This is a genomic window from Colwellia sp. E150_009 (assembly GCF_053543955.1).
On the sequence record NZ_JBHFOM010000002.1, the window covers coordinates 58,428 to 71,191 of the forward strand.

Annotated in this window: 9 protein-coding genes and 1 pseudogene; 6 read left to right on the plus strand and 4 right to left on the minus strand. The window is 37.2% G+C overall.

Features of this window, described 5'->3' with window-relative positions; genetic code table 11:
- Positions 1-182 precede the first annotated feature (182 nt).
- The 6 genes from ACE1OF_RS01445 to ACE1OF_RS01470 all read left to right on the plus strand — a co-directional run bounded on the left by ACE1OF_RS01445 (position 183) and on the right by ACE1OF_RS01470 (position 7,691).
- Positions 183-1,349, plus strand: coding sequence for an outer membrane beta-barrel protein (locus tag ACE1OF_RS01445; protein ID WP_448892186.1), 1,167 nt, complete (start codon positions 183-185; stop codon positions 1,347-1,349).
- Positions 1,350-1,396: 47 nt separating this feature from the next.
- On the plus strand, positions 1,397-1,936 hold the full coding sequence (locus tag ACE1OF_RS01450; protein ID WP_448892188.1) for a polysaccharide biosynthesis/export family protein: 540 nt from the start codon (positions 1,397-1,399) through the stop codon (positions 1,934-1,936).
- A gap of 12 nt (positions 1,937-1,948) precedes the next feature.
- Positions 1,949-4,195, plus strand: a complete 2,247-nt coding sequence (locus ACE1OF_RS01455; RefSeq protein WP_448892189.1) for a GumC family protein — start codon at positions 1,949-1,951, stop codon at positions 4,193-4,195.
- Positions 4,196-4,441: 246 nt separating this feature from the next.
- Positions 4,442-5,170 (plus strand): tyrosine-protein phosphatase, encoded by a 729-nt coding sequence (locus ACE1OF_RS01460; protein WP_448892190.1) that lies wholly within the window; start codon positions 4,442-4,444, stop codon positions 5,168-5,170.
- A 267-nt stretch (positions 5,171-5,437) separates the two neighbouring features.
- Positions 5,438-6,262: a hypothetical protein gene (locus tag ACE1OF_RS01465; RefSeq protein ID WP_448892191.1), complete on the plus strand. Its 825-nt coding sequence runs from the start codon at positions 5,438-5,440 to the stop codon at positions 6,260-6,262.
- Positions 6,255-7,691, plus strand: a complete 1,437-nt coding sequence (locus tag ACE1OF_RS01470; RefSeq protein ID WP_448892192.1) for an O-antigen ligase family protein — start codon at positions 6,255-6,257, stop codon at positions 7,689-7,691. The genes ACE1OF_RS01465 and ACE1OF_RS01470 overlap by 8 nt, the downstream gene beginning before the upstream one ends.
- Before the next feature lie 18 nt (positions 7,692-7,709).
- On the opposite strand, the gene wecB is transcribed toward ACE1OF_RS01470, so the two are convergent.
- The 4 genes and pseudogenes from wecB to ACE1OF_RS01490 form a co-directional block, all read right to left on the minus strand.
- Positions 7,710-9,983 carry a non-hydrolyzing UDP-N-acetylglucosamine 2-epimerase gene (wecB, locus tag ACE1OF_RS01475; protein WP_448892193.1) on the minus strand — a complete coding sequence of 758 codons (2,274 nt, stop codon included), beginning with the start codon at positions 9,981-9,983 and terminating at the stop codon, positions 7,710-7,712.
- A 210-nt stretch (positions 9,984-10,193) separates the two neighbouring features.
- Positions 10,194-10,934: a WecB/TagA/CpsF family glycosyltransferase gene (locus ACE1OF_RS01480; protein WP_448892194.1), complete on the minus strand. Its 741-nt coding sequence runs from the start codon at positions 10,932-10,934 to the stop codon at positions 10,194-10,196.
- Between the two features lie 47 nt (positions 10,935-10,981).
- Positions 10,982-11,146, minus strand: a pseudogene (locus ACE1OF_RS01485) (type B chloramphenicol O-acetyltransferase); the annotation flags it as partial.
- A gap of 347 nt (positions 11,147-11,493) precedes the next feature.
- The gene (locus tag ACE1OF_RS01490) at positions 11,494-12,714 is read right to left on the minus strand and encodes an O-antigen ligase family protein (protein ID WP_448892196.1); all 1,221 of its coding nucleotides are present in this window, start codon (positions 12,712-12,714) and stop codon (positions 11,494-11,496) included.
- Positions 12,715-12,764: the final 50 nt, after the last annotated feature.

Consider the following 12,764-nt stretch of genomic DNA (forward strand, 5'->3'; position numbering starts at 1 on the left):
ATACAACGAGTGTCAGGTTTTTTTACACTATAAATTGGCGCTGTTTACGAACAAGCTAACCCCTTGTTATAAAACAGTATTAATTTTTGGCGCAAATATTGCTCACATAAAACGCTAGTAAATAGTAACAAACAATAAGTCGTAAACTTGGTACTATTGTAAATAAGGAAATTGTGGTAGTTGTGGTTAAAATACAAAAAATAATATTAGCAATCTGTCTAATAACTTACACCCTATCAAATACAACCACCAACGCACAAGATCGACAAGGCTTACTATTAAACGCAGCATTAAAACTACAAAACGACAATAACGTATTACGTAAAGTTGAGCCAACCTCAGACTCATCAATACAAATTTCACCCGACATAAAATACTTAACCCTCACGGGAAAACATATTTTAGCGTTTAGCTACGAAGGTGAATATGCCGCTTATAACGACTACAGCGAACTTAATTACGATAATCACGACCTCTCGTTATTAGGGCATTTTGACCATTCACTTAAAATAGATACAGAATTTAAAATTTCATACAAAGACGAAATTGAAGAACCCGGCACCAACAACTCGGCATCTTCTTTAATTAATGAATTTAACCAAACAGACAAAAAACAAGCTGCCGCCAAGTTTTACTACGGCACGCGCAAAAGCATTGGTCAATTAGTACTTGGTATTGACCATAGCGAAAACCGCTATAACAATAATTTTCAAAACTACCGTGATGTAGACCGCAACACATTAACCGGTACATTTTACTATCGTATAGCCCCCAAAACACGCCTATTATTTCAAGCCAGCGTCGCCGATTATAACTACCAAATTAAAAGTCAATTTCCCGATCAATCAAGTAAAGAAAATTACTATTTAGCTGGTGTAGAATGGGACATAACCGCCAAAACCAGTGGCACATTTAAAATAGGTTACCAAAGTAAAAACTTCGAACAAGACGTATATAACGACATTACCGGCTTGTCATACATGTTAGACATGATCTGGAAACCAAACACCTACACAAAAATTAAACTAGGTGCCAGTAAAATGACCCGCGAGTCATCGCAACAGCTAACCAGTGCCTTTATCACCAATACGTATAGCATTAATGCAGAACACGCCATAACACCCAGAACCGAACTCAAAGGGCAATATACTTACGACAACGACGATATTGTTTCCTCGCAAAACAGAACAGACGAGCGTCATAACATTACACTAGGAATAAATCATAGCCTACTCACTTGGCTAAATGTCAGCTTAGACTATAAATACATTGAACGAAGCTCAGACTTCGAAGTATATAACTATAAAGCAAATATTATCGGGCTTTCTTTAACAACTAATTTCGAATAAAACCAACTTATTACCAAACGCTACTTGATTAAAAACAAAGGGAAAACATGAAGTTATTTAAACTTTTCATCATATTGTACATGGCCATCATCATACCAATATCCGGTTCCGCCGTCGCCGACGAAATTGATGATTATCGTATTTCAGCTGACGACCAAATATCAGTCACCGTATTTAATGAAAATGACTTAAGTGTCGATAAAGTCCGCGTTAGCGGTAATGGCGACATATCAATGCCGTTGTTAGGGCAAGTGGCCATTGAAGGCCACACCATTGCCGAGGTAGAGCAAAAAATAACCGAACTATTATTAGAAGGGTACCTAAAAAAACCCAACGTAACCGTAACCATCACCGAATATCGCCCTTTTTATATAAATGGCGAAATAAAAAAACCTGGTAGTTACCCTTATAAAAAGAATTTAACCATTGAAAAAGCCGTCGCGCTTGCGGGTGGCTTCACAGAAAGAGCCTCTCGTAGCACAATTACTTTAGTAAGCGAAAATGACAAACGCTCTATCAAGGCTGTAGCCTTAAATGACCAAATTAAACCTGGTGATGTAATCACTGTCAGCGAAAGCTTTTTTTAAGGATAAATAAATATGAACATAGCAGTTGCTGACAAATCACCAGCCATTCAAAATCGATCGAACAACGCAAACTTCGACACCGAAGAAGTAATTGATTTAGGCCAGTATTGGCGCACCATCAAAAGAGCCAAATGGAGCATAATGGCAGTAACCTTATGTTGCCTAATTATTGGTGGCTTGATCGCCTCCTCTTCAGTACCCATTTACCGAGCATCGGCAAAAATATTAGCAGATCCACAACAACCCAATGCCAACAGAAACGAGCAATACATTGCGTCTGCGTTAGTATTCTTATACTACGAAACACAATACGAAATTATAAACTCACGAAACATTGCCGAAACGGTTGTAGACAAACTTGGCTTAGTTGAAAAATACAAAAGAGCGCAAAAAGAAGCTAAAAACGAACCAACATCAGGTTTTAATGATGTAATTAAAGACATTAAAACCGAGTTTTCTGCTTTATTTAGCAAAACAAACAAGGTGAAAAAAGCAGCCTCTACCGACGCCGAATTAAAAATTATGCTTGCCACAGGTATTCAAGGTGGTATTGAAGTGTCTGGTGGTAAACAAAGCCAAATTATTAATATTAGCTACACTTCACCCGACCCAGAAGAAGCGGCAGAAATTATTAATGCGCTGTCTGATGCTTATATACAATTTGGTTTAGAATCACGCTTAGGCGAAGTTAAAAACACTGAATTTTGGTTAGGCGAACAATTTGCTGCACTTAAAGAAAAGCTGCAAGATTCTGAAACCAAGCTAAGTACTTATCGTTCACAACAAGGCTTAGTTGACACCAACCAACAACAAACTATAGCCAATACACAACTGCAATCATTAAACAACGAATTAATACGCGCACAAACTAAGTTAAGCGCCGCAGAAGAGCAATATTTAGCCATTAAAAATATTGAGCCTAGTTCAAAAGAGTTTTATTCACTTGGCCCAGTATTACAAAACAAAACCGCCAGCGATATGGTAAAAGAAGAAGCCGTTTTATCACGAAAAGTGAATGAGCTTTTCGAACGCTACGGTGAAAAACACCCTAAAATGATTTCAGCACGGTCAGAGCTAAAAAGTGCACAACAAAACCTTGCTGAAGAAGTAAGAAAAGTGGTTGATAATATAGAAAAAGACTACCGTTTAGCACAATTTCAAGTAACCAACATAAACAAATTAATCAGCAAAACTCGCGCAGACATTCAAGCATTACAAACTGAAAACTTTTCACTTGTTAGCTTAGAAAGAGAGGTAGAAAACAACCGAAGAATATACGAAAACTTTCAAGTTAGTTTAATGGAAACTAGCGGCAAAAGTGAATATACCGCGTCAAATGTTCATATAATTGACCGCGCAACGGTACCTACAGTGCCATTCAAGCCTAATATTAAACTCATTATAGTACTTGCTGGCGTATTCGGTGTGTTCTTTGGCGTAGTATTAGCCTTTATACGCGAAGCATTAGACAACACCTTTAAAACACCAGATTCAATTGAAGAAAAATTAAAACTGCCAGCACTAGGTATTACGCCAGTGGTAAAAACTAAAAAAGGCATGGCAAAACCCGAAATGCAATATTTAGACGATTCGCGCTCACCGTTTTCAGAAAGCATTAACACCATTCGCACCGGATTATTGTTTTCAAATATAGATAACCCACCTAAAACCGTTTTAGTAACCTCAGCAACGGGTAGCGAAGGTAAATCAACCATGGCTATTAACCTAGCGGCTGCATACAGTAACTTAGGTAAAACATTGTTACTGGAAGTCGACTTACGTAAACCAAGCATTGCAAACAGTTTAAACATTCAACCTAAAGCAGGCTTAACCGATTTAGTTACTGGCGCAGTAAGCACAGACAGCGATATTTTTTACAAAAACAATAAAGACCATCTTAAGGTAATTACCTGTGGCACTATTGCCAGAAACCCGCTTGAGTTGTTGTCTTCTCATAAATTTGAACTAGTGCTTGAGAAACTTAAACAAGAGTTTGACTATATTGTGTTAGATGGACCACCTACCCTACCAGTAAGTGACTCGTGTATTTTAGCCAATAAAGTTGATGGTGTTATTTTTGTAGCAAAAGCAGAAGACACCCGCATTAAAGTAGCCAAAGAAGCCGTATCACGTTTACATAAATTAAACGCGAATATCATAGGCGCAGTATTAACCGTAGCAGAGCCTAATAAAATGAGCTACTACGGTGATCATTACTATTCAGGTGAATACTACGGTACTAAACCAGAAAAAGTGTAAATACTGAACTAATCGAATTTAAAAAAAAGCATAATATGGGGTAAATCATTACCCCATTACCACAACAATTAACCCCTAATAGCTAAAACCACTACCAACGAATTACACAAATTACCCGAATTGAAAACACAAACCCTTGTAGGGGGTAATTTATTGCCCATTTCTTAATCCCTTAATATCTAATATCTTCACTAATTTATTCCCCATGCTATAGTACTCATATCAAGCAGTTTTATTGGTTCAAAAATGATAGACATACACAGCCACATACTCCCTAGCATAGACGATGGCGCAAACAACCTAGAAGAAGCACTCACCATGCTAAAAATGGCAGTAGACAACGGTGTTACCACACAAGTGCTCACACCACATATTCACAGCGGCCGTTTTGACAACACCAAAAGTCACCTAGAACAAAAATTTACTGAATTTCAAGAACAAGTAGACAAAGCCAATATCAACATAAAACTACTATTAGGCGCAGAGCTTCGTATCGGCCCCGAAATAATGAGCCTACTTAACAGCAACCAAATACCTTGGCTAGGTGAATACCAAGAGCAAAAAACATTCCTACTAGAATTTCCACGCAACGACATTCCCTATGGTAGTGACAACCTTGTACGTTGGGTTTTATCGAAAAAATGCCTACCCATTATTGTGCACCCAGAACGAAACAGCACCTTCGTTAATCACCCTGAAAAACTACAAGTATTTCTCGACTTAGGTTGCCCTTTACAAATAACATCATGCAGCCTTACAGGTAAATTTGGTATTGAAGCACAAAAATTTGCAGAACAACTCATCATTGACGAAAAAGCAAGCGCCATTGCCTCTGATTGTCATAACTTAAAAGGCAGAAAACCTGATTTACAAGCAGGTTTTGAACACGCAAAATCACTCGTCGGCGAACAACACGCAAGCACACTAGTAAACTTAATACCCAGCTCACTAATCCATAACAATAAATACCAATAACAAAAAAATCAATCATTTAACCACCTAATATCTCATCCCTTAACATCTTAATAACTTGTCTCTTCTCTGTGTAGCTCGAAGAGCCTCTGTGCCCCCGGTGGTAAATATCTCTAATCACTTATCTCATATCCCTTATATCTAATCCCTTAATCACTAATCACTAATCACTAAATCACTAAATCACTAAATCAATAGGCTATAAAAAACACTTATGCTAACATCAATACCCAAGGATGAATTTCCAACATCACCGGACTAAACACAACTTTGATACCCTCTTCTCAACAGCCAAAACAAACAAAACAGGCAAGCCAAACAACGCACTCAAAAATACCCAGCATTATTGCCGCTGTAACCTGCCTAAGCTTCGCTATTTGGTCAATACTATGGTTTTGGTCTGCCGTACTCACCGTAAGACCCGAAACAATCATTACCGAATGGGAAAAACACCAGAGAGAAGAAAATCAACCAACAGAACAACAAGCTATTGTTGACGAAACACTCGCCAACAGCATGGTCGCCAGACTAAAAAAATCACTCGCTATAAACCCGTTAGACGCCAACAGTCATTTACTTTTAGCGCGCTTTTACGAACAATTAATAAAAACAGATACAACAAACACCACAAACCAATACACACAACTGGCAGAAGCATCCTACCAACTTGCCACACAGCATCAACCCACTTGGGATTACGCCTGGGCAAGGCTTGCTAATTTTTATAGTAATCAAACCGAAACAAACGCCATAAATATTAATCACGAACTAAAAAATGCACTAGAAAACGCCCTAACAAACGCCATTTTTTTAGGCCCGTATGAAAAAAGAAACCAGCACATTATTATTCCACTAATCTTCAAACACTGGTCGCTACTGCAACAAGAGCAACAAACCGAACTAAGCCAGCAAAGCCAACAAGCAAAAAACCAAATTACTAAAGTAATTAAAAAAGCATTACAAACATCTTATGCCTTACTCACACTTGATTCCGCTAAAAAATATCAACGATTAAAAGAATTAGAACCCTTACTCACCAAACAATGGCACATTAACCGACTAAATAAATACCTAAGAGAAGCAAGCAATGAGTAGGGAAACAAAGCAAATAACTACAAACCAACAAACTCAACTTGCACCTACGTCACATACAAAAGTGTTTATCGCCTTGTTGATCACCATATTTATTATGCCTTTGCCACATGGCGGCGAGATTGTTTGGCAATACTTACTTTTTTGCATCAGCATTTTCAGCCTTGGCGCAATATACTTTTTCACTAGCAATACTAATAATGCACAGAATACAAGCCACACAAAGAGCCAATACCAAACACTAACCAGCCTAAAAGCTCCGTTATTTTTACTTGGCGCATGGCTGTTATTTCAAATAATACAAATAATCCCTTTACCGATTAGCACAAACGCCAGCAACCATTGGCAAACCATTAGCATAGCCCCCAACGTAACACTGGTAGAACTAATAAAACACACCAGCTATATAACCGTGTTCATCCTTACACTGTGTTTGTTAACCACAAAAAAACGCATACTCGCCTTAGCAAACACCCTATTTTTTGTATCGGCTATTATCGCCCTATACTCCCTAATAAATCACTACACCAATGGCGGCTTTGATCTTATAAGCTCTATTCCACCTTGGACAGCCTCATGGCAAAAAGCAGCGCACGGCACCTTCAGCTATCAAAATCATTACGCTTCATTCTTAACATTAACCATACCGTTAGGCTACGGCTTGCTTTACGCTAACATCAAACAAAATAGAACAAAAATAGGCAAAGGCAAACGCGCCAAAATTGTCGACTTACTCATATCAGCCAACAGCATTTATTTACTCAGCCTATTAATTATGATCACCGCTTTATTTAAAACGGCCTCAAGGGGTGGTAACTCAATTTTTATTATTAGCATTGCCATCACATTTTTGTGCGTACTGTTACAGCAAAACAAATCAACAAAACAAAAAGTAAAAAAAGTAGGCGCATTAGCCGTTAGTATGCTTGCAGTTGGCATCATGGTATTAGCAACAGGCGTTACCGACACATTAACCAAACGGCTTGACTCTCAAGGCTATACCCCAAACGGCCGAGACTTAATGCACCAAACCGCTTTCGCTATAATAAAAGAAAGCCCAATAGTTGGCATGGGCGCTGGCACCTACCCAATTTTGCAACACAAATATAAATCAGCAACATTAGGCTATTCAGCTATGTCTAAACGAGCACACAACGAGTATTTAGAGCTATTAACCAACCAGGGCATAATAGGCTTTAGCTTACTCGCCATAGCAACAATATTACTACTGACAAAACTGGTTACAGGCTTAAAGAAAAACAAGAAAGGAAAAACAACCAGCTTACACGGGTTACAAATTGCAAGCTTTTGCGCAGTTACCGCAATTTTACTGCATTCGCTGGCAGACTTTAATTTTCATCTACCAACGAACGCCGTATATTTTTATTTAATTTTAGCTATTGGCATCAAAATACCATTATTGAAAAACTAATAAAACTATATTAACAAGTTATCGTAATAAACCACACGCATCAATTAACGTATCACTCGCTTTTAGCGTTTTATAACATGTATGTGCGGTTACCAACACAACAACATCAGCCCACGCTAATAATTCATCTACCTCGTTAACACGCTCTACCGACCATTGTGGTACATACGGGTCATGATACTTAATTTGTAAATCAGCCTGCTGCAACGTATGCACTAACGGCTCTGCTGGGGTTTCTCTGCAATCATCCACATTCGGCTTATACGCCACACCCAAAATACCAATTTTTTGAACCCCTTGGCTTTTTGCTTGCTCAATAACTTTATTAGCTAGCTCAATAGGTCTTCTGTCATTTATAGCACGGGCTAAACGCACAAACTCACCTGCTTTGGTGTTTTCAACCAAAAACCAAGGATCAATAGGAATACAATGACCACCAACGCCCGGGCCAGGTGTTAACACATTAACGCGAGGATGACGGTTCGCTAAACGAATAACCTCATACACATCAACATCAAGCTCTTCACACACTTGCGAAAGCTCATTAGCAAAGGCAATACTGACATCGCGTGATGTGTTTTCAACCAACTTCACACATTCTGCCGTGGTTAAATCCGTTAAAAACACTTCACCCTTAACAAAACTTTGGTAAATCGCTTTTACTTTTTGCTGCGCCACGGCACTGCTAGCGCCAATAATACGATCATTATTCACAAGCTCATGCAAAGTAGCACCCGGAATAGCACGCTCAGGACAATGCACCACATCAACCTTAATGCCTGCTGCCGCAAAACGTTTTTCTACCTCAATACTGGTTTGTGGTGAAATGGTTGATTCAACTATTACCGTTTGCCCTGTTTTAGCCACTTTTGCAATAGCGTCTGCCGCGGCAAAAACATAACTGCGATCACAACTATTGTTTTTGTGTGGTGTAGGAACAGCCACTAAATACGTATCAGAACACGGAATGTCAGTAGTCGCCTTTAAATAACCTTGCGTAACCACTTTGTTAATTAGCTCAGGTAAGCCTACTTCATCAAACGGGCATTCTGCACGGTTAATGGCATCAACTTTGTCTTTATTTAAATCAATACCACTCACACTGTAACCTGCTTGCGCTAACAAACTGGCAATAGGCAAGCCCATATAGCCCATACCCACAACAGCAATGGTTTCGTTTTTTGCAACAATAGGCTGATCAATTAAAGCTATACTATCACCCGTTATAATATCAAGAATAGCTTCAGCTACATGGCCGTCACCAAACGGGTTTTTCCACGTGTAATCGCTACGGCTTAACCATTGTTTAGCAGCATTAACGGCTTTTTCAGCATTACGGCCAACCAATTCACTTGCACCCACTTCAACCGCCTCTGGGCGTTCTGTGTTTTCACGCAGGGTAAGACTTGGCACACCTAATAAACACGCTTCTTCTTGAATACCGCCTGAGTCAGTTAAAATTAATTTGGCGTGTTTTTGTAGCTGAATAAAATCTAAATAACCCACTGGCGGAATAAGCTGTAAATACTTAGGTACTTCAATAGCAAACTCTTTTAACTTGGCTTGTGTTCTTGGGTGAATAGGCCAAACAATAGTACCCGTGTAGTTTGCGTGCATTTCGTCAAACAAATGCAACAGCTCCATAAGGTTTGACTGAATGTCTACGTTGGAGGCACGATGCGCAGTAACCAAAAAATACTCACCAGCACTAAGTGCTAAGTCTTTTAAAATAGTACTTTTTTGGGCTGAAATTTCTAAATGCTGAAAAAGCGAATCTGACACGGTATTACCTACCGTATAAATTTTGTCGTCGCTTATGCCTTCTGCTTTTAAAATTTTCTCTTGGTTTGGCCCCACAGCAAATAAATATTCACTGATATGATCCGTCATTATACGGTTAGTTTCTTCTGGCATGGTGCGGTCGTAACTACGCAAACCGGCTTCAATATGCCCTACTTTAATATTTAACTTAGACGCAACAAGTGCCCCTGCTAATACCGTATTAGTATCGCCCTGCACTAGTACTACGTCTGGCTTTTCTTCAACTAATATGGGTTCCATTTTAATTAAAATGTTACCCGTTTGGTTACTATGCAAACCCGAGCCAACACCTAAATTATAGCTAGGTGCAGGTAAATGTAATTCATCAAAGAAAATGCTGTCCATTTCTGCTGAATAATGCTGATTGGAATGAATTATAAAAAAAGGAATTTCCCTTTTTTGACATTCCCTGATCACAGGTGCCATTTTTATAATTTCTGGCCTTGTTCCTACAATAATTCCTATTTTCATGTTTTTCTCTTCTAATTCAATTTATAGTTTTAAATAAAACCAAACAATACAGTTATACCAATCTCACTAACTATGTGATCATTTCTACTGGTTAAAACAACCAACTACCACGTTATTTAATAATTAGAACAACTAGTTATTAAATAAATGCCTTGTATTTGGCTGTTTTTCCTGCGTATAAAATAGAGCACCTAATTAATGAAACTGGTATTACTTTGTGCGGTTCAAAAAACGTTCTTTAACCAATAACCACGCAAATTTACTGTTTGTAACCAAATAACGTTTCCACATTCTGCCCGGCTCTTGAATAATACGATAAAGCCATTCTAAGCCGTAGTTTTGCATCCATACAGGGGCGCGTTTTACTTTGCCTGCTACTACGTCAAACGTGCCGCCAACCCCCATCACAAAATCAACACCTAGCTTGTCTTGCCACTTGTTTATAAAGTTCTCTTTTTTGGGTGAGGTAATAGCAACAAACAATAATTTAGCGCCAGAATTTTTTATTAACTCAACAACAGCTTCCTCATTGTTCCAGAAGTAGCCATGATGATAGCCAGCCAATATTAAATTTGGATTACTCTTTTTCACTTTTTCAGCGGTTTTAGCCACAACTGCTTCTTCTGCACCAAGTAAAAATACAGGAAACTCACGTTTGGCACTCATGGCGAGTAGCTCATGAAATAAATCAACCCCGGCAACCCGTTCTGTAATGTTATGCCCACAAAAGCGAGCGCCTAACACCACGCCCATGCCGTCAATATTGATCATATCGCACGCTTTCACTGAATCGGCTAACACATTGTCGGTTTGCATGTGCACTAACTTAGCCACATTAACAACAACATGTTGCAAAAATTCACCTTTTACTAGCTTATCTTCTATATGAGCAACACTCTCACTCATTGATAAGCTGTCCATGGGTGCACCTAAAAATTCTATCCTAGACATTTAGTAAATATACTCCATTAATACATCTAAACTGTTGATTTATTTAGTTACTTTCTATACTTTATCAATTTAGCTGGTACACCAGCCACAACTGTATAAGGTTCGACATCTTTATTTACAAAAGAACAGGCACCAATAATTGCACCGTCACCTATTTTTACACCAGGAAGAATTATTGCACTTCTTCCGATCCATACATCAGATCCTATTATGGGGGGATTATCTTCAGTTTCACCTTGATCAACAATAGGAATCTCTACTGATGAATGATTATGCGATTTAGATAAAATAGAAACATTAGGTGCAATTAATACTTTATCTCCGATAATTGCACCTTGAATAAACACATTTTCATTTATTCTGCAGCCACTACCAATTTTTACTTTTTTAAAATTACTTAAATAAACCCGATTTTCAATTTTTGTAGAAACAGTGCTACTGAGTACTTTTAATACTTTATTCAAATACCAACAACGACATGAACTAAAAAATGATAAATAGCGGGAATGGGGTAAATTATAAAAAAACATATAATAAATAATAAGTTTAATTTTTGTCACTATTCGTCACCATTTTCATTTAGATTTATTGTATTGTTGCACCTTATTTTTGACTCTATAAGGCCGATAAAAAGTATAATTGTAAACATGTTAGCCGTTAATGCTATCGCAGCTGATTCTAAAAAACCAACCAGTAGGATTAATATAAGAATAGATATCATTCCATAGTTTTTTGATTTTAATAAATCTTTTAAACTACACAAAATAATAAATAAAAAGCTTACAAGGCCTACAAAACCAACAGATAAAAGTATCTGTAAATACATATTGTGTGCATGAGATGCTTTAAAACCAATTTGTTGAAGATAGTCAGGAAATATAATAACTGAAGAGCCTGTACCATAACCAAATAAGAAACTATTTTGCACTAGCTCTATTGCAACATCCCAAATAAACACACGACCAGTAAAAGTCGTTAAATCTGTACCATCATGCCTTGAAAGATACATAGAAACACTAGGGTAAAGAAAATATAAACCAACAATTAATATACTAAAACCAACAAATAAATAAGCTTTATCCTGTTTTTTAAAGTGTAAATAATAAGATATTATTACTGAAACCATCAAAGCAGCTATAGTTGTACGACTGCCTGTTAATAATAGGCAAGTAAGGGATAATAACATTTGAAAGTATAAAAACTTTAGTGAATAAAATTTAAGTAAAAATGTTTTATAGAAAACCAAGAGAATGAAATAGACAACCATAATACGGGCAAAATTATTCGCACTACCTGCTAAACCACTCATTCTATTACTCACATAAAAAACATCATTTGACCAATATGCAAACCGCCCTAAATTAGGAATAAAAACATATAAAAATAACGATATAACAGCAAAAACAAAAAATGCTTTTACAGCTACATTAATTATAGTTTCAAATTCTAAATTCATAAAACAGTAAAAAATAAATAAAAACACTGCTATATAAGTAAATGAGAGATAAAGGCTATATAAAAAATTAGGCGAGTATGATGATGAAATCACAAATAAACCTAAAAAAGACAAAACCATATAATTTAAACTATAAAACTTTTTATATTTCAATGAATTGAGACCTACAATGAAACAAAGTATTAAAATTGTAAATTTTAATACTACTTGCAAATCGATACTTTTATCTTCATAACCTCTAATACGTATAACCGCATCAGACATAAATAACAGTAAAAAAAGTAAACTACTTATAAATCTTTTTTTGAAAACTTTAGCATTCATGCTTAGTTACGCCTGTTTGGTTATAACTGAAGTTTAATTGTTTCACTATT

Coding starts and splice junctions, on each gene's coding strand:
- ACE1OF_RS01450 (WP_448892188.1), top strand. CDS start 1,397: ATGAAGTTATTTAAACTTTTCATCATATTGTACATGGCCATCATCATA.
- ACE1OF_RS01455 (WP_448892189.1), top strand. CDS start 1,949: ATGAACATAGCAGTTGCTGACAAATCACCAGCCATTCAAAATCGATCG.
- ACE1OF_RS01460 (WP_448892190.1), top strand. CDS start 4,442: ATGATAGACATACACAGCCACATACTCCCTAGCATAGACGATGGCGCA.
- ACE1OF_RS01470 (WP_448892192.1), top strand. CDS start 6,255: ATGAGTAGGGAAACAAAGCAAATAACTACAAACCAACAAACTCAACTT.
- wecB (WP_448892193.1), bottom strand. CDS start 9,983: ATGAAAATAGGAATTATTGTAGGAACAAGGCCAGAAATTATAAAAATG.
- ACE1OF_RS01480 (WP_448892194.1), bottom strand. CDS start 10,934: ATGTCTAGGATAGAATTTTTAGGTGCACCCATGGACAGCTTATCAATG.
- ACE1OF_RS01490 (WP_448892196.1), bottom strand. CDS start 12,714: ATGAATGCTAAAGTTTTCAAAAAAAGATTTATAAGTAGTTTACTTTTT.